The 24,400-nt window shown below is 57.3% G+C and carries 20 protein-coding genes and 1 tRNA gene; 9 read left to right on the forward strand and 12 right to left on the reverse strand.

The features are described 5' to 3' along the window. The first annotated feature begins 133 nt into the window (after nt 1-133). Nucleotides 134-547: an OsmC family protein gene (locus ACUIAI_RS05845; protein ID WP_110413327.1), complete on the forward strand. Its 414-nt coding sequence runs from the start codon at nt 134-136 to the stop codon at nt 545-547. Between the two features lie 90 nt (nt 548-637). Here ACUIAI_RS05845 and ACUIAI_RS05850 read toward each other — a convergent pair whose 3' ends face one another. The 4 genes from ACUIAI_RS05850 to manA form a co-directional block, all read right to left on the reverse strand. Further along, the gene (locus ACUIAI_RS05850; RefSeq protein ID WP_110413328.1) at nt 638-1,684 is read right to left on the reverse strand and encodes a universal stress protein; all 1,047 of its coding nucleotides are present in this window, start codon (nt 1,682-1,684) and stop codon (nt 638-640) included. 168 nt (nt 1,685-1,852) lie between these two features. Continuing rightward, nucleotides 1,853-2,581: a C40 family peptidase gene (locus tag ACUIAI_RS05855; RefSeq protein WP_445341842.1), complete on the reverse strand. Its 729-nt coding sequence runs from the start codon at nt 2,579-2,581 to the stop codon at nt 1,853-1,855. Between the two features lie 70 nt (nt 2,582-2,651). After that, the gene (locus ACUIAI_RS05860; protein WP_445341843.1) at nt 2,652-3,563 is read right to left on the reverse strand and encodes a CHAP domain-containing protein; all 912 of its coding nucleotides are present in this window, start codon (nt 3,561-3,563) and stop codon (nt 2,652-2,654) included. Between the two features lie 293 nt (nt 3,564-3,856). Further along, complete coding sequence (manA, locus tag ACUIAI_RS05865; RefSeq protein WP_445341844.1) at nt 3,857-5,242, reverse strand: mannose-6-phosphate isomerase, class I; 1,386 nt, start codon at nt 5,240-5,242, stop codon at nt 3,857-3,859. 139 nt (nt 5,243-5,381) lie between these two features. Between manA and ACUIAI_RS05870 the strand changes: the two genes are divergently transcribed. Further along, nucleotides 5,382-5,669, forward strand: coding sequence for a DUF2530 domain-containing protein (locus tag ACUIAI_RS05870; protein WP_445341845.1), 288 nt, complete (start codon nt 5,382-5,384; stop codon nt 5,667-5,669). On the opposite strand, the gene ACUIAI_RS05875 is transcribed toward ACUIAI_RS05870, so the two are convergent. After that, the gene (locus ACUIAI_RS05875; RefSeq protein WP_445341846.1) at nt 5,602-6,852 is read right to left on the reverse strand and encodes a sensor histidine kinase; all 1,251 of its coding nucleotides are present in this window, start codon (nt 6,850-6,852) and stop codon (nt 5,602-5,604) included. The two genes, ACUIAI_RS05870 and ACUIAI_RS05875, sit on opposite strands and share 68 nt — an antisense overlap. Nucleotides 6,853-7,053: 201 nt before the next feature. Here ACUIAI_RS05875 and phoU point away from each other — a divergent pair, with 201 nt between their 5' ends. Further along, complete coding sequence (gene phoU, locus ACUIAI_RS05880) at nt 7,054-7,731, forward strand: phosphate signaling complex protein PhoU (RefSeq protein WP_110413333.1); 678 nt, start codon at nt 7,054-7,056, stop codon at nt 7,729-7,731. A gap of 90 nt (nt 7,732-7,821) precedes the next feature. Here the strand turns inward: phoU and ACUIAI_RS05885 are convergent, their stop codons facing one another. Genes ACUIAI_RS05885 through ACUIAI_RS05895 form a run of 3 tightly spaced genes read right to left on the reverse strand, consistent with a single transcriptional unit; the run spans nt 7,822 to nt 10,915 of the window. Then, on the reverse strand, nt 7,822-8,676 hold the full coding sequence (locus ACUIAI_RS05885; RefSeq protein ID WP_211120958.1) for a carbohydrate ABC transporter permease: 855 nt from the start codon (nt 8,674-8,676) through the stop codon (nt 7,822-7,824). 53 nt (nt 8,677-8,729) lie between these two features. After that, on the reverse strand, nt 8,730-9,626 hold the full coding sequence (locus tag ACUIAI_RS05890) for a carbohydrate ABC transporter permease (RefSeq protein WP_110413661.1): 897 nt from the start codon (nt 9,624-9,626) through the stop codon (nt 8,730-8,732). Nucleotides 9,627-9,640: 14 nt separating this feature from the next. Then, nucleotides 9,641-10,915 (reverse strand): ABC transporter substrate-binding protein, encoded by a 1,275-nt coding sequence (locus ACUIAI_RS05895; protein ID WP_445341847.1) that lies wholly within the window; start codon nt 10,913-10,915, stop codon nt 9,641-9,643. A 339-nt stretch (nt 10,916-11,254) separates the two neighbouring features. Here ACUIAI_RS05895 and ACUIAI_RS05900 point away from each other — a divergent pair, with 339 nt between their 5' ends. Next, a complete protein-coding gene (locus ACUIAI_RS05900; protein WP_445341848.1) occupies nt 11,255-12,268 on the forward strand; it encodes a LacI family DNA-binding transcriptional regulator in 1,014 nt (337 codons plus the stop codon). Nucleotides 12,269-12,557: 289 nt separating this feature from the next. Continuing rightward, a complete protein-coding gene (locus ACUIAI_RS05905; protein ID WP_445341849.1) occupies nt 12,558-14,738 on the forward strand; it encodes a hypothetical protein in 2,181 nt (726 codons plus the stop codon). Between the two features lie 176 nt (nt 14,739-14,914). Here ACUIAI_RS05905 and ACUIAI_RS05910 read toward each other — a convergent pair whose 3' ends face one another. From ACUIAI_RS05910 to lysS, 4 genes are all read right to left on the reverse strand, one after another. After that, entirely contained in the window at nt 14,915-15,655 is a 741-nt protein-coding gene (locus ACUIAI_RS05910) for a phosphoglyceromutase (RefSeq protein WP_024626731.1), read from the reverse strand. 67 nt (nt 15,656-15,722) lie between these two features. Next, entirely contained in the window at nt 15,723-16,670 is a 948-nt protein-coding gene (gene menA, locus ACUIAI_RS05915) for a 1,4-dihydroxy-2-naphthoate octaprenyltransferase (RefSeq protein ID WP_445341850.1), read from the reverse strand. Between the two features lie 66 nt (nt 16,671-16,736). After that, nucleotides 16,737-17,717, reverse strand: coding sequence for a 1,4-dihydroxy-2-naphthoate octaprenyltransferase (menA, locus tag ACUIAI_RS05920; protein WP_445341851.1), 981 nt, complete (start codon nt 17,715-17,717; stop codon nt 16,737-16,739). A gap of 24 nt (nt 17,718-17,741) precedes the next feature. Beyond that, nucleotides 17,742-19,370, reverse strand: coding sequence for a lysine--tRNA ligase (lysS, locus tag ACUIAI_RS05925; protein WP_445341852.1), 1,629 nt, complete (start codon nt 19,368-19,370; stop codon nt 17,742-17,744). Between the two features lie 127 nt (nt 19,371-19,497). Here lysS and ACUIAI_RS05930 point away from each other — a divergent pair. The 4 genes from ACUIAI_RS05930 to ACUIAI_RS05945 all read left to right on the forward strand — a co-directional run bounded on the left by ACUIAI_RS05930 (nt 19,498) and on the right by ACUIAI_RS05945 (nt 24,310). Further along, nucleotides 19,498-19,571, forward strand: a tRNA-Pro gene (locus ACUIAI_RS05930). A gap of 489 nt (nt 19,572-20,060) precedes the next feature. Further along, nucleotides 20,061-22,040: a DUF4037 domain-containing protein gene (locus tag ACUIAI_RS05935; protein WP_445342827.1), complete on the forward strand. Its 1,980-nt coding sequence runs from the start codon at nt 20,061-20,063 to the stop codon at nt 22,038-22,040. A 12-nt stretch (nt 22,041-22,052) separates the two neighbouring features. Further along, nucleotides 22,053-22,709: a DUF4125 family protein gene (locus tag ACUIAI_RS05940; RefSeq protein WP_445341853.1), complete on the forward strand. Its 657-nt coding sequence runs from the start codon at nt 22,053-22,055 to the stop codon at nt 22,707-22,709. A gap of 44 nt (nt 22,710-22,753) precedes the next feature. After that, nucleotides 22,754-24,310 carry an alpha/beta hydrolase family protein gene (locus ACUIAI_RS05945; RefSeq protein ID WP_445341854.1) on the forward strand — a complete coding sequence of 519 codons (1,557 nt, stop codon included), beginning with the start codon at nt 22,754-22,756 and terminating at the stop codon, nt 24,308-24,310. Nucleotides 24,311-24,400 lie beyond the last annotated feature (90 nt).

Below are 24,400 nucleotides of genomic sequence, written 5' to 3' on the forward strand. Positions count from 1 at the left end.
CTATCAAGTCCTCGGTCAGCTGAGCGCGCCCCGGTGACGAATCGCACAGTCCGGGTTAGATTGGAGGAACAGGTCCGGCCACAGGGTCGGATCCGGATGACGCACCCGGCTGGGTGTGGACAAGGAGGAACAGATGGGCAAGAGACTTTGGGTTGAACGCGACAAGGATGGCACCTGGAACGCCTATGGCGACAATGGGGCCCACATCAGCTTCGGCAAGGGCGAGGATCAGTTCAACCCGGGCGATCTGATGAAGATCGCTCTGGCCGCCTGCGGAGCCCTCTCCAGCCAATTCGCCGTGGAGAGCGCCCTGGGCAAGGGCAAGGGGGCGAAAATCGTAGTGGACGGCACCTATGACTCCGACGACGACGCCTACCTGAGCTTCGACGAACAGGTGGATGTCGATGCCACCTCGGCCAGGCTGGCCCAGGAGGATGCGGACAAGCTGGAGGAACGGATCCGCCGCCATATTGCCAAGTCCTGCACCGTAGCGCATACCTATCAGCGGGAGACCCCGGTCAGGGTCTCCGTCAAAGTTCGCCACTGATCTGACGGCGATAAAGGAGCGGGGATCCCCAGGTTCATTGAACTTCGGAAATCCCCGCTCTTCGTCGATGTTGCCGTTGAATCGACCGCCTTACTCCTTATGCTCGGGATCGATGGTCGACTCCAGATCAGCCAGCTGCTCGGGCTTGGCCAAATCCACAGAGATCTGCTCCACTCCGGTGATATCGGCCACATCCTTGCTTTCAGCCGCGTCGGCTGCGGCTTTGAGACCGGACTCCTCGGCCTCCACGTACTTGCGCGGCACCACGTAAACGGGGCTGACCGCATGCTGCAGGAGACCCTGGCTGGTAGATCCCAGCAGGAGCCCGGTGAAGCCACCACGGCCACGCGAGCCGACTACTACCACGTCATGGGTCTTGCTGGCCTGAGTCAAGGCTTCTACGGCAGACCCTGGCACTACGGTCTTGTTGATGCGCAGATCCGGGTAAGTCTTCATAAGCGGAGCGATTCTGGTATTGAGGTCATCCAGATAAGAGTCCATGACGCTGCGCTCCTCAGCCGAACCTGTGCCAGTCAGTCCGGAGATGTTCGGCACTGCTGACATAACATCAAGTTCAGCATTCCAGCTGTCGGCGAAGGCCGCGGCGATCTGCAGTGCCTTAAGACCCCACTTGGACTCGTCGGAGCCCACGGCAACCCGCTTGATGTCGTTGCTCAAATGCATCAGATTGCCGTCGTCGTCGGTGTAGGGAACGACCACGATAGGGCAGTAGGCATATGCAGGCAGGCTGGAGCTGGTGGTCCCCAGCAGACGCTCAGCCAGGCCGCCCTTGCCACGGTTGCCGATTACTATCAGCCGGTAATTGCGACTCAGCTCCACGAAGACCGACGAAGGATCCCCTGTCACAATCAGCGTGGCTGCACCTACACCCTGCTCATCGGCGATTGCCTTGGCCTTGGAGAGAATCTCCTGGGCATCGTTGTGAGCCGCTACGTCGTCTCCCATGGTGGTATAGGTCGCATCGAAGGAAACGGCCGCATACGAGGGAAGTGAATAGGCGCAGACGATTTGCAGGGTCAACCCTGCATGCTTAGCGTAGTTGGCGGCCCACCACGCCGCCTTGTAGCTGGCGTCCGAGCCATCGACGCCTACCAGAACAGCCTTGTCGTTGCTCATCCGACGACCTCCTTTAAACTTGGCGATGACAAACCGACACCGCTCTTTCTGTCAGAATATCGCATGCAGACCTGATCAATAAGTTGGCAAGGGCCAACACGCGAGGAACTTCAACTCTGAATATGCAAAACGCCCCCGTAGGGGCGTTAAGCCTGCATAAACTCTGCCTCAGACCAGACGGCGATAGTTGAAGGTCTGGTAGACAGCCTGAACCTTGACGCTCTGGCCGGGGGACGGGGCGTGGATCATGCGTCCGCCGCCAACGTAGATTCCCACATGACTGCCATCTAGGGCCACCATCAGGTCGCCAGGGGCTGGATCCGTAACCGGCACGCCAGCCGAACCCTGGGCAGCGGCTATGCGGGGCAGACCGATGCCGAAGTGGGCGAACACATACTGGGTGAACCCAGAGCAGTCGAAGCCCGTGGCAGGATCGGTCCCTCCAAACACATAAGGAATCCCCTGGAACTGAAGGGCGTAGTTGACCACATCTGCACCCGTTCCGGAAACCGGCACATCGGTAACTGTGTTGGGGGTGCTGGCACGAGCAGACGAACGACTGACCTGCTGTGCGGACTGACGCCGACTGGCTGCAGTCTGAGCTTGTTCCTGAGCCTGCTGGGCTCTAGTTTCAGCATCTTTCTCGGCTTGAGACTTAGTGGCAGGAACGTTCAAAGACTCGATTCCACCCCAGCTGCTGTCCTTTTCGACGGTGGTAGCCGTCGACTCAGTCAGCAGGTCGGCACGAACTTTGCTGCCAGGAGTGAATGAACGCGACGAAGTGACTGCGGCTTCACTGCCGTCACTGGCCTGGGCCACGGCGGGTATACCGATGGAAAGCATGCCACTGATTGTGGCAGCTGCCATTATGCTCACATACTTGCGTGTTTTTTTCATCGGGCACAATTCTATCACGTATTGGGAACAAGAACCAAGTACAAGAGGACACGATCCGCGCAGTCAAGGATCAGTAGTGGATGTAGTTCAAAGCGTGCACATTGGACAAGGTGCGAGAGTAAGTCTTTCCGTTCATGATGGCACCACACTCGGAGGTGACGATGGAACCGTCGGGATTGATTTTCTCGACGATGGCCACATGGCCATAAGTGGGATCCGAACCTTCCTGGCCGGCCTGGAAGACAACGATATCGCCGACATTGCGTGGCGTGTTGTCCACCCAATAGCCCAGGGAGCGAGCAGAACCGGACCAATCCTTGGCATTGCCCATGTGTGAACCCACCGGCAGGCCCAGCTGGTGACGACGGACATAGGCCCACCAGGTGCACTGGCTGAACTCGTAGGCATTGCCCGCATCTCCAGTGACATGGTTGGGATTGAATCCTGCCGGCAGTACTGATCGGTTGGCATCCATCAGCACAGCCACGACCGGATTGCTGGCCAGGGATTTAGACATTTGCCCGGCATCGGGTTCTGATTCGCCCAGCTCCCAGCTGCCCTCGTTGCGCTGTGAAGCTGTTGCCAAGGGCTGACGGTAATCAGAACGAGAGACCCTTGCATCACCATTTGCTCCAGAGACGCCAGCGGGAGATGAGGGAGTGACCAAATTGATGGCGACACTGTCGGCCAAGGGCAGGGACCAGTCGCCCCGAGCCTGGCTGACAGCCATGGAGGAAGCGGCAGCACCAACCAGGACGGTCAGAGCAGAACCGGTCATGATATGAGAGCGACGAGCTGCGGCCTTGGCCGCTAGACGGATGGAACGACGGGTCCGAGGGGCTACCTCGTTGAGCTTGGCTGTCAAGGCACCATCAAGACCCTCAATGCCTGCTGCCTGGGTTATGCCCGACGATCGGCCGGTCGACCGACTGCCGACACCTGCGCCCCGCCTGGCCGAAGCCCTGTGCGCAGCATGCTTCATCTAGAATCACTCCCGTTTATGTTCCGACGCGACTTTCGTGCCGTACCACGAACCATCACAAGGGAACACCATAACGCAAACGAAGACCCGGGCCAAATGACCTGAATCGTCCATACTGGTGTACTCAAGCATGGCTTCGGTGGTCGCTCATCTTCGACAACCACGGAATACGCTAGGATTATACGGACATATGGCGGACATGAGCAAACCCGCATGCGTGCCGTCCGCCACGGCGTGTCCCACAGTTTTGACCCCTGCATTGTCCACCCTAAGCGAACCGCACTCATACGAGGTCAGACCGGAGTGGAGGCCAGGAGGAAAGATCCGCCGGCATCGTTGGAATCTTGGGGCATGGTGATGTCGACACGGCCATCCTCGGAGGGAATAAAGAGTGCCCGCCCCTGGTCCAGTACACAGGACTGTTCAGCGGCCGTGCAACGGATCCGGCCATCAGTACAGACGATGATGCGTGGTCCACGGCGGGGAATCATCAGGTGGCGCGGCCCCAGACGCTCTATCAGATCCCCGTAGCGCTGCTGAAGCCTATTGAGTAGGGGCCAAGTGGCTCCACCCTCCTCGACGTGCCCGTAGACAAGCATGTATTCATTGATCTTGGGCCGGTAGGTCACCATATTGTGCATGATCAGGGTGGCGATCATGGAGCTTGATGGGTCAATGGGGACCGAAGGCTGGCAGTCCAGACTGTGCAGGAGGTTGGGAATGTCCCGATGCTTAGGTGTCATGCCGGCCCTGAGCACATTGTCGGAGTTGGTCATGATCTCTGCCGCGGTGCCGTGGATGTATGCGTGAGGGGTCCCGGCCGGGATATAGACCGAATCGCCCTCCTCCAGGTCCACAGGGTTGAGCATAAGCAAGCAGAGCACAGCGGGGTCATCCGGAAAGGCTCGAGCGGCACACAGGGCATGGTCCAGCACAGATCCCGCCCGCTTGGATCGCAGCCGCCCAGCAGCAGCCTCCAAGGCTTCCTCCAGACCTCGGGCCGCCTCTGGTTCAGCAGTAACAGCGGCGTGGAAGGCCCGGAAAATACGTCGGCGGGAGTCCGGCCAGATCAGAGAGGAGACCGGCATCATGGCATCAGCCGCGGCAAAGCGGGCCGGGGGAACCCCCAGGTGGAAGGTGCGGGCGGTCAACGCCTCGGTCATCAGCTCGGCCAGAGGGTGGTCCACGGCGCGTAGGAGAGTCAGCTGCGTGGAGATGGTCGCGAAGCCTACACAGGCCTGGAAGGGCTCCAAGGCCACCACCATCTCGTTCTTGGCCAGACTGTCGTGAAAGGAGCGGCTGGGATCGTCGTCAGGCACTCCCAGGGCATTTTCACGATTGAAGCCGGCACGGGCTTCGAAATCCAGGGGATGCACCTGCAGAGACAGAGGGATGCGGGCCGAGATGATCTTGAACAAGTAGGGCAGGGTGGGGCCGAAGAGGCGGGAGTCGCGCTCCCCCAGCAGGGCCATGGGATTGCGGCGGATGGCCACGGTCAGAGGCAGCAGCGAGCCGTCGGGCAAGGTCAGGGGCGAGGGGGATTCGGTGTGTCCGCTGAACCACATCTCCGCCAATGTATCCCCCGGGCATCCGTCTGACTCATCCAGATGGAACATGCGCTGCAGTCGGTCATATGAGCCCCAGGCGTAGTGCTTCTCCACAGCTTGGATCGGATACACGCACTCCCCTTTCCACGGGAAATCCCTCCATGGGCCGGTGCATACGAACCCACCAATCCCCGTCATGATAAGACAAGGGCCGCGGCTTGGGCAAGGCGAGGGGGTCGCCGCATGTCATTGCGAACGGTACAGTAAAGGTATGAAGCTGGCTCCCATTTTCGAACCGGATGCCCGCAGGCCTTCGCCTCGGCCCGTGCAGGTGGACCTGCGACGCATCTTCCTGCTCGGCACTGGTGCCTGGATTCTGGCCTTGGCCGTGGTGGGCATTCTGGCCCTGACCGGAATGACGGTCACCAAGCCTCTGATTGTCTGCCTATCCGGGGTTGGCGTAGGCATTCTGCTGTTGATCTGGGAGCATTTCAATCGCTGGGATTATCGCCGCCTTGCCCAGCAACCGGATCCTGAGCCAGAGGAAGCATCAGCGTAAAGGTGCTCCCCTCTCCCGGCGCACTCCACACAGTGACCGAGCCATGGTGGGTCAGGGCCACATGCTTAACGATTGCCAGCCCTAGGCCGATGCCCACTGCAGTTTCCTCGTTCTGATTGTCGGCGCGGTAGAAGCGCTCAAAGATCCTGCCCTGGTCGGCCTTGGATATGCCTCGGCCGTGATCGACCACTCTGATTTTTGCGTAGTGCCCATCCTTGGAGGCCTGTGCCACCAGGGAGACGGTAGAGCCTGAAGGCGAATAGGAGATAGCGTTCTCCATCAGCTTGGCCAGAGCCACTCTGATCTGTTGCCCGTCGCCATGAATCGTCAGCGGCTGGTCGCATCGCCATCGCAGGGTCACATGGGCCTGATCCGCTCCATTCTGCTCATCCTGCACCACTGCCCTTATCTGCTCAGCCACGTCAAGCACGTTCTCCCTGCTGGGCTTGATCCGCTCCTGAGCCCGGATCAGCAAAAGAAGATCCTTGAGCACGTGCCCCAGATAGGCGCTGTAGCGCTGGACCGAAGAGGCATCCTTGGAAACGCTACGCAGGTGACTGCGAAGAAGCTCTGGGTCATCCCCTTCCAGATGGGAGGTGGTTTTGAGCTGTGCCGCCAGCTCCTCCAGGGCCTGGACCGGCTTGAGCATCTGCTCGGATACATTGGTCATGAAAGCGTCCCTGGTCCGAACAAACCTGACCGAATCGCTCACATCATCGATAAGCACCACCACCAAGGACTGGTCGATGCGCCCTAGCGTGACCTTGAGCCAGTTCCTTCTGGAAACCGCCTGGGCCTGAACATGGGTCTCGTCCCCAGGATCCTCGGCCTCGTCAATATCCCAATTATCGGATTCAGTGCTCTCAGCTGCGACATCCAAAGCGAATTCGGTAGGCGTTCGCGTGATCAGATTAAAGCTGCGTCGACCGCCCGAACGCCGTACCTGCGCGATGGCCTCGATGATCTTCGGATTGGAGATCTCGTCGTTGCTGACGATTCCCAGCCTGTAGGCATCCGGGCTGGAGCGAACAACCTCGCCATCGCCATCAACCACAACCGTGGCGGCGGGGATGAGTGCCAGCAAGGCCTGGGTCGAGCCCTCCAAAGCCTCGCCATCGGCCTGTTCACCATCCTTGCTCCGGTTGCCCATAAGGCTGCGTAGGCGGTTCATGAACCGTCTCATAAGGACTTCCCTCCAGTCCGGCGCCGACCCCGGACACTGCGACATCAACCAAGTCTCGTCGGCCGTTCCGGCTTTATTCTCGCATATCCGACATTGATTGCCGCTCCAATGGCCCGACATTGTTCGGAGATGGCTTTTTCTTGCCACCCTGGTCACATAGACTGTAGTCATATCGTTGACCGAGGCCGAAAGGGAAGAACAATGCGCGTGATTTTCAACGAGGAGCTGGGGCTGGTGGCCGACGATCTCGATCGGATGGCTGCCAAGGTTCGCGATGCCATCAAAAAAGCCGGACGATCCCTGATGGACTGCGACGTAGAGACGGCCCAGGAAGTCATCGACGGGGATGCCGATATAGACAACCTCCAAGCCAGCATCATCGATCAATGCATCAGGCTCCTGGCCAAGCAGAGCCCTGTGGCCACTGATCTACGGGTGGTGGTCTCCACGCTGAGCCTGTCAGCAACCTTTGAACGTATGGGGGACCTGGCCAGGCACATTGCTGAGACTGCAAGGCGCTCTTACCCCGAACCGACCCTGCCTGCCGAGGTCATTCCCCTGTTCAAACAGATGCAGGACTTTCTGGATGTCATGGCAGACCGTCTGGTCGAGATGCTCTCCGACAGGGACACGACCATAGCCGAGCAGATCATTGTCAGCGATGACCAGATGGACAGGCTCCACCAACAGACATTCGGCTATGCCCTCTCAGACGACTGGAAGGGAACCAGGCAGCAGTTAATCGACCTGGTCCTGGTGGCACGATTTATGGAGCGTCTGGGAGACCATGGCGTCTCGGCAGCCCGGCGCGTGGTCTACATCGTCTCAGGCTTCGACCCTTCCAAGGATCCCAAGGATCTCGACCTCGATCTGGACTGACCGGACAACAAAGAGGAGGCCCGTCACCTGACAGCTGGTCGGGTGGCGGGCCGTTCCTCTTCTACGCAACGATATTGAACCCAGATTCGCCTACTTTACAGAGCCGCGCACTACTCCGGAGATGACCCACCGCTGAGAAAATATATAGACGATCAACAAGGGAGCCATAGCCATCAGATAGGAAGCAAAGGCCACGGTGTAGTTGGTGTTGTATTGTCCCTGGAATACGTATTGGGCCAAAGGTAGAGTCCTGGCACCGGGGTCAGTAAGCACCACCAGAGGCATGATGAAGTCGTTCCATGCCCATACGCAGGTAAGTATTCCCACGGTTGCATTCATCGGCATCAAAAGCGGGAAAATAATCTGCCAGAACACCCTCCAGGTCGATGCCCCATCAACCCGGGCGGCCTCTTCCAGCTCCATGGGGATGGAATGCAGGTAAGTCGTGTACAGAAAGATGTTCATCGAGAACCCGTATAACGTATACAGCACAATCAGTCCTGCCTGATTATCAAGACCAAGCAATCCCGTTTCCTTGACGACCGGGAGCATCACGATAGGGAACGGAATGAACATGGCTGCCAAGAAGTAGTAATAAGCAATCTTAAAGAAGGGCCTGTGCATGTTCCGGGCTAGTGCGTAGGCCAAGACCGAACTGGTCAACAGAGTCAGCACAACTGAGCACACCGTAATCATGGCCGTGTTCATAAGCGCTCTGGGAAAATTGGTCCGGGCCCAGGCCTCTGCAAAATTGCCCCAATGCACTGGATTAGGCCATTCAAAGCCTGTCCCTTTAGCCAGCTGTTCAGGGCTCTTAAGCGCGACCGCCACTGCAAAATACAGCGGTACAAGAACAGTTAATGAGCATACTGCCACCAGGGCTGTCAACCACCAATTGACCCTATGAAGACGCCTTCCATGACCTTGTTGCGTATGTGGATTCATGCCTGAAGGCTTTGTCGGAATGGCATTCATAACTTGACTGGAGGTCATAGCGCTTAATCCTCCTTCGGATTAAGGTAACGAAGCTGTATAACTGAAAGAGCCGTAATGATAAGGAAGAGAATGGCTGCATCGGCAGACTGGTAGGCGAATTCGCCGCCTGTAAATCCACCTTGATAAATCTGCAGAGTCACCGATTCAGTAGCCATTCCTGGCCCACCATCGGTCAAGGCCACTATCTGATCGAAGGCCTGCATGAAGTTCTTGATATTGAGCACCACGTTTATGGTCACGTAGCCCATGATCAAAGGCAAAGTGATGGATTTGAACGCCTTGAACCCTGTGGCTCCGTCGAGCGAAGCCGCCTCATAGATATCGGCAGGAATAGTCTGTAGGCCAGCAAGATAAATGATGATCGCAAAAGCGCAAGCCTGCCATACCGTCACGATAACGATAGGCACCCAGGCCCAGTGCTCATTGGTCAGGATATTGTCCCTGAGCAGAGGAACCGCTGAGAAGATCTTCGGCACTGACTTGGAAAAGAAGAATTGGAAGACATACCCGATGATCAGCATGGACAGCACATAAGGAATGAAGAAGATGCCCCTGAACAGATTCCTGGCCTTGATCCTGGCATTCAAAGCCAGGGCAATCGCCAATGAAATGACATTGGTCAGGATTGTAGCTACCAGTGAAAAGAAGATGGTGAACAAGTATGAGTGGAGAACCCTGTCATCCCCAAAGAGATTGACGTAGTTCGACAAGCCCACCATGTGCCATTTTCCGTAACCGGCATAGTTGGTGAAGCTGAAGAAGATACCTGCCAGCATAGGAATGGTGTGGAAGATAGCAAAAAGGATGATAAAAGGCCATACCATCCAGTAATAAGTGGCTTCAGCGAATCGACGATGCTTGTGAGTACCCGCAGCCACTGTCGTCTGTGTCGTAGTCATGCGTTTGCCTCCGATCACTCGATGGTCCTGGCTGCAACCTTGCCCCACTCTTTGTCGAGTGTGGTGAGGGCCGAATCCAGGTCGCCGTCCAGCATTGCTTTGTTCAATATCGGGTTGTAGCTGATGCTGGAGGGTATCTGGTGATCCGCATATCCCTGGATCCTGCCAGAATCTATCCAGTATTTGGCCGGCTTCATGGCCGGATTCTCGTCAACAGGAATTGACGAGAGTGAAGGAATGAGCTGCTGCGACTTTACAAAGCGACGTTGAACCTCGTCCGAGTACAGATAGTTGATAAAGGCCATGGATTCCTTCTTGTGCTTGGGATGCGCACCCATGGTGATCGCCACATCTCCACCAGAGACGAGAATGGCCTTGTCGGCCTTGTCCGTCGGATATGGGAAGAAGCCTATATGCATTTTGGGGTTGATCTGCAGGACCGGCGCCATAGACCAGTTCCCCGCCAAGAGCATGGCTCCCTCACCCCGTGCGAAAGCGGAAGTTCCGTCCTCATAGGTCATGGTTCTCACGTCTTTGGTCGAGTGCTGATAAATCCAATAGAGCCGTTCCATCAGTGGTTTAAAGTTTTTCTGGAAAGAAACGGGCGAATCCGGCCCTACCTTTTTACCTTCAGCACGCATTTTGTCCCAGAACCCGTTGCTGTCGTAGTAAGGAGCCAGACCATCGAAAGGCGTTGAAACACGATTGGGGTCGCCCAATGTGCCAATGAAAGGGGCAACGCCGTCAGCTTCCAGAGTGGCAACTGCCTGCTCAAGATCCTTCCAGGTCTTGGGCACCTTGATGCCATGCTCCTTGAACAAATCAATGTTATAAGTGATGCCGCATACGTTGCCGGCATAAGGCACAATATTTATCTGCTTGCCATCTCGTCCCAACCCATTGATCACGGATTGCATGACCGGGCGGATCCTATGGCTTATAGGCGTGTTGCTGAAGTCATAAAATACCCCTGCCTTGGCCATCTTGCCCATGCTTCCGTTGGGATTCAGCGCTATGACATCAGGCGTGCGATCCTTGACCAGAAGAGCCCTCAAGGCTGTGTCGGCTGAAGAGACCTGATTCTGCACCACTTTGATGTTCGGATGCAGTCGCTCAAAGTCCGCAATAATCTTAGTGTAGTCTTCCACCGCCTCTGGTTTGGTTTGGAAGAAACTGAGCGTCGTCACATTGGCGCCTCCAGATCCACCGCATCCCGACAGAGGCGCAAGAGCCACGGCAGTAAGAGCCGCCGCAAGCACGCGCATAACTGTGTTCTTCGTCATCTTCATTGACGTTTCTCCTCTGCCCCGTTCGAACCGTCGCGCTGCAAGCAATACGACGGCTCGACCTGTGGTTAGGCCAGTCGAAATGGAATATACAGCAACCCTCATTGGCATCTCGGCCAGCTGATGTAAACGTTAGCACGCAAGTTATCGCCCTGCAAGTTCTTTAATAGCCAGTCATTCAGTCAATTTTCTGTATATTAGCTTTAACCCGCGCTTATAGACCCAGTTCAAAAAACAAGTGTCTCTTGTAAAGAATAAATATATGATGTATACGTATCCATTATTTGAGCAACCGTGATAAGATTTTGCAGGCAAAAGCCCCAAGGAAAACAGGAGGGCATTGTGGGTGCATCCATTCAAGACGTTGCAGATCGTGCCGGGGTTTCAATAGCAACGGTGTCCCGTACTTTTACCCTCCCCGACAAGGTTCTCCCGCGGACAAGGGAAAAAGTCCTTAAAGTCGCACAAGACCTGGACTACACCATTTCACGATCTGCTTCAGCATTGAAATCGGGCAAGTCGGCACGAATCGCCTTCCTGACTGGCGGAGAATTGGACTCCTGGTATGACTCGCATGTTCTGGCTGGCCTCAATTCCGTCCTCCATGACGCAGGGTATGACATCGCTCTATACGCCGTTTCAGATGAGCAGGAACGCCATGCATTCTTTTCGGATATGTCCATTCAACGGAATGCTGATGCCGTGCTTGTGGTATCTTTCCAAATACCCTGCACAGAGGCCGACAAATTAGCCACGACAGGCATCCCGCTTATCGGGATCAACACTGAGCCAATTCCTGAATTTTCGGCAACCATAGGCATAGATGAAACCAGTTGCATGGAATTGGTCATCAACCATCTGGTCAACCTTGGGCATCGCAAAATCGCCTATGTCTGTCTGGACCCAGAGACTGAACATTTCAAATGGAACGGTCAGGCGCGTCTGCAGGCATTTCGCTCTATATGCTCCAAACTAGGAGATCGGGTGAACTCCACAGTAGTATACGCTCCCAAGGACGATACCCGAGCGGACTTCGCCTTATCCCAGTTGGTCAGGTTGGACCAGCACCCAACAGCCATAATCTGCATGAATGATGAATACGCCCTTCCTCTGCTTTTCTGCATGCAGCGTTCGGGATACACAATCCCCCGAGACGTATCGGTTGCAGGTTTCGACGATTCGACTTACGCTCATGAAATCGGGTTGACCACTATTCATCAGGATCCCTACGAGATGGGAAAGTCATCCGCTCAGACGCTTCTCAAATTGCTAGAGGGCGAAAACCCTGACATGAACATGCAAATTCAGCCATCCTTCCTGGCCGTGCGCAATACAACCGCCCCTCCAGAAAACTGACACTCAGCCGCCATATCAAAAGTTGAGTTTTCATAGGACCAGTGCTCACAATTCCAATCCATCCGAAACACATGATGCGGCAGCTGGTTCATAAGGTCTTTGGCCTTTCCTGATGTATACGTTATCATGTGCTTAGAAGCATGGATCTAACAATGTGGACTCCATGACCATGGATGGGCCATCGAGCATGCTGTGAAGCGATACCCGCGTCCCACAAACTTGCTGAAAGGAGCAGTTGATGCCGTCGCCAACCTCGGATCAACAAGAAAATAAAACGGAGAAAACCTTGATGGGATTCAATGCGAAGGGTGCCGCCGGCAATCGTGCGAGCTTCTTTGCCGCAGCAGGCCTCGAATGGCCTGACGACATGGTCATGGAATACGATCTGGGCAGATACACTGATTATCCTTTCAGCGTCGATATATCCAACAATCGCCTTTTGGCCGCCCTAGACAGAACTGGACAGGTACGACGCGCAGTTGTAGCAATAGGACGCGAGGACGTGCGAGGCAAGACCATTCCTGGTGTCTACGTGTACAAGAAGCTGGCTTTCTGCCAAGGACACATTGGAATGCAGATTAATTGCATGAACCGTCAATGTCCATCACCTGCACTCAGTTTCATCGACGATCTCATACCTGTCTTCGATGCCTCGATAGGCGATCTGCACAGCCAGACCATCGTCTTTGTGCCCCAAGAAGGCGCCAGCAGACCTTTGTGCCTTATTCAGCTTTGCCAGCTCGCCAATCGGGGGACCACGCCTTTAGACGTAAATGTATCGATTTTGTCGTCAACACAGGGCAAGGATGGGACGATTGCTCTGCCCTTGAAATTCAATCTTCTGAGCGAATCAGACAGTCCTATCACAAGCGGCGCATCCAAGACTATGCTCAGGCTTGGTCCAGGAGAAAGTCGGAGCGTGGCCAGTGTCTTCGATTTTTCAGAGCAAGAGGATGGCCTTCAGATATTTAACACCATTCAAGGATGCCAGACAGCTCTGAAAGCGACCTTGAAAGCCCGTAAGGGCAGCTTGGGCAAGGTCCAGACTCCGGAAGACCCATGGTACGGTGAGCTCATCACCCGGTCGGCTGAACTAGCCCGACAAAGTCTTCTCCTGCAAGCAGACGGCAAGGCAGCTGGCTCATTCTGGGGATCCAACGCCAATCCACTCCCCGACGTATGGACCAGAGACTTCGGCTACTGCGCCATGGGGCTGGTCGACAGCAATCCTGACCTGGCCAATCCCATGATCGAATTTCTTGCGCAGTATGGCATTCCTGACCAGGCTTGGGAACGCGAGGCCCGAATGCATCCAGAAGCAAGCGGATTCGAACACTCCTTAGGCAATTCCTGTCTCGCCGTAGTTCTGGCTTCTATGTTGGTCCACCGGCATGGCCGCACAGCATTCGCTGTGAACCAAAAAATATTCGCCCAATATGTCCGTAGGCTGGCCGCCGATCTTATCGCTGAACGACCTGAGCAAGGGCAGCTTTATGAGACTCTTTACATTTCGGACGGGCCATCACGCGGCGACTACCATACCGGGTCCAACATACTAGCCTGGAAGGCAGCCACGGTCATGGCCGAGGACTTTTCGGATCTTCTGGATGCCGATCAGACGAGACAGCTGAAACAGATCGCTGAACAACTTCACCAGTCGCTTGGTCAGAAATGCGTCCGCAGCATTGATGGCAAGCCCATGTATGTGGAAGGAACCAACAGGGATGGGAGCATCATCGGCGTCCATGACGGAGAGGAAAGCGACCTGACACTGGCCTCCGTTTACGGATTCACCAGCCGTGACGACGAACTCATCCGCAATCACGCCAGATGGGCCCACAGCACCAGAGACCCGTATTATGCGCCGATTACGGGAGGGATTGACTTCTGGGATTTTGACGACAGCAACGGAATTACCTATCCTGGCCATATCCATGGGCTCTGCAGAGCAAATACGCGAGAAGAACTCAAAGATGCCCTGCTTGAGCTCCGCAGAACCACTGATCTGGATGGATCCTTCTGGTGGTGGCCATTCGAGCATGCTGAGCAGGAACCCACCAAGGTCAAACGAGGTCTGGGCAAGTGCGGCTGGTGCGCGGGTGAGTTTGTCAGTTTCTTCCTGCATGACATCATGGGAGTCGAACGCGATCATGAGGCACGAAGCATCAGAATCGCTCCTTATACGCCCTGGCGTCATTTCAGCTGGAAAGGACTGGCCTTCTGTGGTGGTCAGGTGGACTTCGAGCAAGTAGACGACACACTTCACTTCACCAACAGGACCGATGAGACCCTGCATGCCTATTTGCAAATCTCCATGCAGCCGGACACAATGTTGGAAGACGTGACACTCAATGGTCAAAGTAGACGATACCAAGCCAGCGTCATCCATCTTCACGATGGATCCGCAGTCGGCGTAGAGGAAGAGGTCGAGCCCGGACAAAGTGTTGCCTTGACCATCCGGACCAGATAGGCAGCAAGATTATCAGGCGTGAGAACATCGTTTTTGTTCTCTCCCCCGGCTCAAAAGGCATCAGGAATATGAAAGGTGGCGCCCACCACAAAAGTAGAGGGCACCACCTCTAATGACTTTGGACACTCTGCGTCCAAAGTCCGATTCACATCATCGGATAAATTATCTATAGAATTTCACTTCTGGCCCTGGGCCGCCACAGCAGCGGCACCGGCGGCGGCTGCCTCCGGATCCAGATACTCGCCACGAGGCTTGATGGGCTTGAAGTTCTCATCAAGCTCGTAGACCAGAGGAATGGCCGTGGGAATGTTGACCTTGGCAATCTCATCCTCAGTCAGGTTGTCGAGCATCTTGACGATGGCCCTCAGCGAGTTGCCGTGAGCGGCAATCAGGACGGTCTTGCCGGTCTTGAGCTCCGGGACAATGTCGCTCTCCCAGTAAGGGGTGACGCGCTTGACCACGTTGGCCAGTGCCTCGGCGCGAGGCACTGGGGCTCCGGCATACCGAGGATCATGGGACTGCGAGTATTCGTCGTCAGGGTCGATCTCGGGCGGCGGGGTGGCATAGGAGCGGCGCCAGAGCATGAACTTCTCGTCACCGTACTTCTCACGGATCTCGGTCTTGTTCTTGCCCTGCAATGCTCCGTAGTGACGCTCGTTCAGCCTCCAGTCGCGCTTGACGGGGATCCAAAGGCGGTCAGCCTCATCCAAGGCGATGTTGGCGGTGTTGATGGCGCGGCGCAGTAGCGAGGTGAAGACGATGTCCGGCAGAACACCCTTATCCTTGAGCAGCTTGCCGCCCTTTCGGGCCTCCTGCTCGCCCTGCTCAGTCAGCGGGACGTCCACCCAGCCGGTGAACTGATTGGTGTTGTTCCATGCGCTCTGGCCGTGCCTGAGCAATACTAGTTTGTAGGTCATACTGAAAATTCTAAGACCTGAGAGGGACTGTTTCGCGGACCTACAGCTCCCCCTATAGAACAGTCTCTTAAAGCAGGCAGACACCCAGCCAGCAGAACCCTGTCAGCAGATCCGTATAGCCCGAGAGCGCGAATGCCCTGCTGAAGCGATTCCGACAGCTGGCCACAGTGGTGGCAATGGCCAGCGCCACGACAGGCAACAGGCAGAGCAGGCGCGGCCAGACGTCCGCAAACGAGCCGTCAGACAGGGACCATGACTCGACCGCACCCAGGGTCACAGCCAGGGCATAGCAGGACCCCATCAGAATCAGTGTGCCTTTGGCTCCGATGAATGAAGACAGCGTGTACTTGCCGGCCAGCGGGTCTGCATCAATGTCTCGATAGTTGTTGATCTCCAGAACTGGAATGCAGATAAGACCGCCGACCAAGGCACCGATAAACCCGTGACGGTCGATACCGCCAGTCTCCAGGTACTGGGTGGCCAGCACGCCCACCAGGCCGAAGAAGATCATGATGCTCAGCTCACCCATGGCTCTATAGCCATAAGGATGTTTGCCTCCCGTGTAAAACCAGGCTCCCAGCAGACAGAAGATGCCGATTAGGATCATCCACCAGTGGCCAGTAACCCAGCAGAGGATCAGACCGGACAGGCAGGCCATAAATATATTGAGATAGGCGGAAAGCAGGACCTTGCGAGGCTCCACGCCACCGGCCACGCCTCTTCTGGGCAGATCAGGCACCGAACCGTCGGCACCGGCGCTGGAGAGGCTGCTCCGGCCCTCGTCGGTACCCCTGATTCCGTCAAAGTAGTCATTGGCAAGATTACAGGTGCTGTGAATGAACACAGCCGTCAGACAGCAGAAAAGAGCGATTAGCCAGAAACGGACATCTGGCCCCAGCCCTTGGTTGAACAGCTGCCTGAGAGCCACCGCCGTGCCAATCAGAACCGGCGTGGGTGAGCAGAGCAATGCCGAGGGTCGCAACGCGTCCTTGTATTCCCGAAGTGTGATGAACATAATTGCCTGATTATCCACCAAATCGCTTGAAGGTCGGACTGCTCTCTTATGAGAGTATCAAGATTTTCATAGCTGCAGGAGCAGGCCCGCCGACCAACACAGGGCCGAGACCAGGGTGCCTTTACCTGCCATGCCAAAAGCCTTGGGTACCTGGCCACGGGCAAAGGCTCGACAGATCAGCAGAAAGACAACGGCCACCGGCAGGAGGATCAGCACAAGAGGGAAGCCGGGCAGGCCACGTCGCATGACAGCCGGGACGAACTGGATCAGGCTCAGAACCAGGCTCAGGATGTAGACCAGGTAAATGGAAATTGCCGCTGCACGCGCCCCCACCAGAACCGCATATGTGTGCTTGCCGGCAAGGCGGTCGTCGTCCAGGTCCCGGTAATTGTTGAGCATGAGCAGGCCCACGGCATTGAGCCCACAGACGCAGGCGCCCAGGATGCCGGCGACATCGACCCTATTAATAAGAAAGTACTCGGTACCCAGGGTGGCCACCAGACCGAAGAAGATGAAGACGCTGACTTCGCCCAGCCCGTGGTAGCCATATGGGTGCGGGCCGCCCACGTAACACCAGCCAGCGATCAGGCAGCAGACTCCGACCAGGATCATCCACCAGTGACCGGTCAGTGCCATGACGGCCAGGCCCATCAGGCAGGTGAAGGCCGCCGAAATCATGGTGGCGTACAGCACCTTCCTAGGCGGTACGCCGGCAGCCACCAGACGCCTCGGTCTGCCAGAGGTGGCCTCCTCGCCACCACGACCAGAGTCAGTGCCGCGAACACCATCGGCATAGTCATTGGCGAAGTTGGCTGCGATCTGCATAGACAGGGCAAGCAGGACCAGCAAGACCACGATCAGTGCCAGCCGTCCCGGCGTGGCCGCCTTCAGTGCAGGGTCGACAGGCGTGGGCGAGCAGGAACTGGTGCACTGTTCCAAGAGCCGTGACCGCTCCAAGAGTGCAGCCGAAGCGCCCACGCAGACAGGTGCCACCGAGGCAGGCAGCGTCCGGGGACGCATGCCATCCATCCACAGCCTGATATTCATGACCGTCCCTCCCCTCTTATCATCTCAGACCAGCGGCTTGACCAGAGGGAAGGTGATGGTCTCGCGGATGGATGCACCGGTAAGGGCGATCAACAGACGATCGATGCCCATGCCCATGCCACCAGCCGGAGGCATGCCTACACCCAAGGCCTCCAGGAAGTCCTCGTCAATGTCCATGGCCTCGACATCGCCGCGGCTTGCCATCTTGGCCTGCTCGACGAACCGCTGCCGCTGGACCACCGGATCATTGAGCTCGGAGTAGCCCGTGGCCAGCTCGAACCCGCGAACGTAGAGGTCCCACTTCTCAACAACGCCCGGCTTGGTGCGGTGGGCCTTGACCAGGGGCGAGGTCTCGACCGGGAAATCACGAACAAAGGTCGGCTCATACAGCTTGTCCTGCCAGAAGTGCTCCCAGAGGTGTTCGACCAGCTTGCCGTGGTTTTCGGCCGGCTCCTCCTCCAGACCCAGCCTGTCAGCGATAGTCCGCAGATGGTCAACGCTGGTCTGGGGGGTGACCTCCTCACCCAGGGACTGGGAAAGGGACTCATACATGCTGATCTGACGCCAATCGCCGCCGAAATCGTACTGGCTGCCATCCTGCAAAGTCACCTTCAACGAACCCGCAGTGGCCAGTGCCGCCTTCTGAATCAGCTCCTTGGTCAGCTCCCCGATGGTGTCGTAGGTGCCATAGGCCTGGTAAGCCTCCAACATGGTGAATTCCGGGGCATGGGTAGCATCCACGCCCTCATTGCGGAAGTCGCGATTGATCTCGAAGACCCGCTCAATGCCGCCCACCAGGCAGCGCTTGAGGAAGAGCTCAGGGGCGATGCGCAGGTAAAGGTCGATGTCGAAGGCGTTCATATGCGTCGTGAACGGCCGGGCCGCAGCGCCGCCATGCACGGTCTGAAGCATGGGCGTCTCGACCTCCATGAAGTCGTGGTCCTCGAAGGTGCGCCTCAGCGAGGAGACGGCCTTGGAACGGCGGCGGACCATGGCCCGCACATCCTCATCGGCGATCATGGCCAGGTAGGGCTTGCGGGTGCGCTGCTCCTCACTCAGTTCCTTATGCAGGGCTGGCAGTGGCTGCAGGGCCTTGGCCGCGATGTTCCACTCAGTGGCGAAGACGGAGAGCTCTCCGGTCTTGGAGGCAACCACGCGGCCGCGCAGGTAGAGGTGGTCGCCCAAGTCGACCAGCTGCTTGAATCGCTTCAGAGAATCAGCACCTATCTCACGCTTGGAGATCATGCCCTGGATGCGGGTGCCGTCGCCCGCCGCCAGCTGGACGAAGCAAAGACCGCCGCCGTTGCGCAGGAAAAGGACTCGGCCGGCGATGCCAACTACATCCTCGGTCTCCTGACCCGGCTCAAGGCGGTCCTGATACTTGCGGCGCACATCCTCGATGCGGTCGGTCACATCCAGATGGACCGGGTAGGGTTCGATGCCCTCCTTGAGCATGAGCGCCCTCTTGGCCACACGCATGCGCACCTGTTCGGGATGGCCTTCAGCGCCGTCCGTCAGGTTGCCGGGATCGATGGCGTCATCCAACTGGGCGCCCTGATCAATCTTCTCCGTGATGGCCATATCCTGCTCGAGCAGTGCCTGAGCGCGCTCGACCGTCGTCAGACGAGGGGTTTCTTCCGATGAGTCATTCATAAATCGCTATTTTACGCATGAGCCGGTACTTGGCCCTTGTACCGCCGAGCGGCAAGCAGTTGGGGCTCCGCGCCGCGCAGTCGATGGCGTTTGGCCGCCGGTACGTGTACTATATAGAACGTTGTCACGGGGTATAGCGCAGCTTGGTAGCGCGCTTCGTTCGGGACGAAGAGGCCGGGGGTTCAAATCCCCCTACCCCGACAATTATTCCGGTCTCTATGGGCCGGAATTTCTGTTTCTCGCAGCTGTTAGATGCCAATGCATATGTTAACAAGAGCTCCGCGCTTGTTTCCTAAACATAGTTGACGATCCTTATCCGCATTGTCCAGCGTTTATATTTGAACCGACCGTTTTCATCGATTACATAATCGATGGCTGCGCTAGTTTTTGCGTTTATTATTCTGGTTTCGATAGCGTTTGGAAACGATCCGAACTCGTGTTGCACATAAAGTAAATACGTTCTTCAGAAGTAGTCCTTCTCAAGGCAATAACACTAGATGTGACCTAGGTGACATCCCCGACTGAAATCCATCAAAAGCCATCAGTCTAGACTGGTGATAGTAGCGACTAGGACGTTAGGGCTCCACGAGGAACCCGTACCTTCAGATACCCTGACAGCAAGGGAGCCAAATGAGCCAGGACCAGATACCGATCACAGGCAGCAAGCAGAAAGAGCCTCAACAGTCCTACATGCAACCGGACGGCAGCTTCGACACCCAAGCTTTCCTGGACGGACTGGATGCCATCTTCAACGCCGGCAAGGCCCGCGATCAGGCCGAACCATACTTGCAGCAGGCGCTGGTGGATGCGGAGAATGCAGGCGATGATGCCGGACTGCTGACTGTACTGAACGAGACCATAGGATTTTACCGGTCCCAGGGTCGCCATCAAGAGAACATGTGGATGATCCAGCGGGCCATCGAGCTTGCCTCCCGAATACGCATCGAGGGGTCCGATGCCTGGACGACCACCCTGATCAATGCGGCCACAGGTCTACGGGCAGCCAAGAAGTACGACCAGGCTGAAGACCTCTATCGACAGGCGCTTGCCTCCGCAGCCAAGACCCTCGGGCCCAAGGACCGGCGGCTGGCGGCCCTGCACAATAACCTGTCCATGCTCTACAGCGAAACCGACCGACCCGACCAGGCCGAGCAGGAGCTGCGCCAGGCCATGGACATACTGGAAAATTCCAGCACCGATCCTTCCCGGGATCTGGACCTGGCCTCTACCCACACCAATCTGGCCCTCCTGCTCATGCAGCGCAACGACAATCCGCAGGCTCTGCAAGAAGCTTGGGACCAGGCTCGCACAGCCTTGGACATCTATCGAACCGGCCATCTGGAGAACAGTGCACACTATGCCTCGGCCCTTGCAGGCTTTGCCCAGGTCTGCTATATGACCGGCCGCTTCAGGCAGTCGGCAGACACCTACCGCAAGGCCCTAGCCATCATTGAGGACCGGTACGGCAAAGGCAGCGACTACTACCAGATCACCAAGGCCAATCTGGACCAGGCTCAGGCCGCTGCTGAGAAAAACGGGGACGAGGACCAACCAGACCAGACTGACGAAGTATCATCCAACCAGCCGAAGACCAGCTCAAACCAGACCCCGATCAGGAATCAGAACGATGACAACGATCAACATGACTCCCGCCCGGATATTCAAGGGCTGGACCTGGCCAGGGCTTATTGGGAACAGGTGGGCCGCCCCATGCTGGAGGACCGTTATCCCCAGTATCGCAACCGGATCGCCGTGGGCCTGATGGGCCATGGATCGGACTGCTACGGCTTTGACGATGCCATCTCCCGGGATCACGATTTCGGCCCCGGCTTCTGCCTGTGGTTGACCAGCGAGGATTACCAAACCATCGGCGACCAGCTGCAGAAGGACTATGAGGCATTACCTACTGAGTTCATGGGATTCGGTTCGCGGACCGACAGCGTCAGGGCAAAGGGAGCCAACCGCCGCGTGGGCGTCTTCGAGATCGGCGCCTTCTTCGAATCTCTGACCGGCTACCGGCAGGCGCCCCCCGAAGATCACCCCCACGAGTGGCTGCTCCTTGACGAGGCCACGCTGGCGGCAGCCACTAATGGCAAGATTTTCGCGGATCCTCTGGGACGGATGCTGGCCACCCGGCAGGGGTTCAAGGCCATGCCCGATGATGTGCGCTTCTGCCTGATCTCCCGTCGGCTGGGCATGATCGCCCAGGCGGGCCAGTACAACCTGCCGCGAAGTCTGCAGCGGGGCGACGGGGCTGCAGCCATGCTGTCAATCAATGAATTCGTCAAAGCCAGTGCCTCACTGATTTTCCTGATCAACAATCCACTGACAGTCGGTTATCTGCCCTATTACAAATGGACATTCGCGGCCTTACGGCGACTGAGCGGACGAATGGCTACCAGGCTGGCTGACCTGACCGAGCAGCTGGAGGACATCCTGCGCCTGGCTTCGGCTGCCTGCTACGGGGGGCAAGGCTTTGGCGAAGGCGGCAAGGGAGCTCGGCCGTCCGCCGAACGCATTACCAAGCTTGTAGAGTCTATCTGCGCAAGAATCGTAGAAGAGTTGCAAGCGGAGGGCTTGACCAACAGCCCGGAAACCTTCCTGGAATGGCAGCGCCCCTATGTCGAGGCCCACATTTCCAGCGACGATCCGGTTCTGCACAGCATCTGAAAGGAGCCAAGGATGGCAAACGACAAGCAATGTCAGGATGATGAGTCCTTGCGTGAGGGGATCGTCCGCCACGAATGGGAACAGTTCCAGCAGGTCAACAACGAGGGTGGCCCGGCCAACTGTCAGGGCAACTGGCCCATGTTCCATCAGATGCGCCTGAGCCAGTTTGTGACCTGGCCTCATCCCCTGCTGGCCAGTTATGCAGACGATCTGGATCAGGCTGACGCACAGGGACGCAACCTGCTGACCGAAAAGTATGGGCGGATGATGGAATCCACCGCCCCGGACCAGTACCACAGCAGCATTGCCCCCTACCTGCCCAGGCTGGGCCTGGATCGCCAGGAGCAGCAGGAGCACATCATCGACCGGCAGGTGGCCTGGGCCAAGGACTTCCGCGAGCGCTACCCCAGTCTAGGTCAGGAGATGCGCGTCCTGCGCACCAGTGAAGACACTCCGGAGGCCACCTCCTTCGAAACCTACCTGCGTGGCGAACTGGGCACCTATTCGGCCCGGACGCTGGATCTCTACCAATCCATGGTGGACCGGATCGAGGCCCGGGGCGGCAACCTGACCGAGGAAACCATCCTGGCCACAGTGCAGATGAACGGCTTTGAAACCCTCGACGAAGCCGAACAGGCCCAGAACCGACCACCTGAATCACAATCATGAAGCCCATCTGACCAACCAGTCGAGCGGTCGGGTAGAGTTGACGGGTGCAAAAGCTGAAACGGGCGGGCTTTACCGCCGCCTCCTTTGTGGTCATCCTGCTGGTCATGCTCCTTTTGGGCCAAGCCATGACGCCGGACTGGCGGGTAGAACCCTACAGCGACCATCTGCAGGTCTCGACCCGCTCCACTGCCGTCGCTTCGAGTTTGGGCCCCACGACCCCCGAGGGCACCCACCCAGTCAAGGAGCAGAAAATCAGCATCACTTTGGCTGGCGGAGTTCGCATCCAGGCCATCGTCAGAGAGCCAAGCGACCGCAAAGGCACAGGACCAGCCTGCCTGTTCATCCATGGCGCCGGAACAGGCAAATCCTCCGAAGTATTTGGCGACCTGGCTTCAGCCATGGCCTCAGCCGGCATCACCACACTGGTGCCCGACAAGCGTTTGGACACCTACACCACCTTCCACCGCGACTACCAGGCCATGGCCGCCGACTACGGGCGTTCCCTTGACCGTCTGCGATCCTGGCCGGGCGTGGATCCAACCAAGGTGGGCCTGTACGCCGAGTCCGAGGGCACTTGGATATCGTCCATCATGACCGCCAAGGATCCCAGCATCGCCTTCTCCATCCTGACTTCGCCTCCCGTCTACCCGGGACGACGGCAGATGGCCATGGCGGCCACCAGCTATTTGGACTTGATTGGCGCGCCTAAGGGGATTCGCAACGTTATACCGCGTCTCATGGGCATGGACTTGTCCCTGCTGGGCTTGGAGTACGCCGACTTTCCCTCCCTGCCCTATCTGGATCAGCTGCGGATGCCTGTCATGATCAACTTCGGCACCATGGATGTCTCCATGCCGGTAGAGCAGGGTGCGCGCGAGATCATCCGCAGAACACATGCGATCGGCAACGACAACGTGACCCTGCGCTACTACCCTACCAACCATCAGATCCGCACCGGCAGCCGGCTGGCCAAGGCCGGGTTGCCCCTTGAACCCAGATATACCCATAATCTGGAAGACTGGATCAACGCCGTGGCAATGGGCACCAAAGCCGATCAATGGTCAACGCCTATGATTGCCGGCAGCCAGCCCCATCAGCTCAATCAAGTGCCCAAGCACACGAATACAGGGTTGATACCTTCGCTGACAGCCCTGTTGACTCTGATGGCCAGTGGTCCCATTCTGCTGGCTGTCGCCCTTCTATCTGTTTTGATTGGAGCCTTGAGCTCACATCTGCGGGCTCGAGGCAAAGACCACCGACAGTCAGGTTTCAGCAAAGGCCTGACCGGACGGCTCTGGTCGCTAGGCCTGCTAGCCTCAGGACTTATGGCTGCCCTGCTGGCCTATGCCTTTACTGTGGTCCGTCGAGCGCTTGGCCTTATGCATCTGTCATCGATGATGGCATCATGCTGGTCCTTGTTGTCCATCCTGTGTCTGGTACTCATCCTGCTCTTGGCGAGCACCCTGACCTCTGTCTTCAGCCGATCTGACGGCAAGCCAGCTGTTGCCGGGGCTGGCCACTGGCTGACCCTGACCCTGACCCTGCTGGGGTCTCTGGCCATCCTTGGCAGCCTGATCTTCTGGAATATCCTGGTCTTTTGAGACAGATCGGGTGCGCCTTGCTGATGCCAGCCAGGCTAATACAGACGCGCTAATCAGCAGCACACCCAGGCCGGCAAAAATCAATGGAAT

The organism is Bifidobacterium sp. ESL0827 (assembly GCF_052606685.1).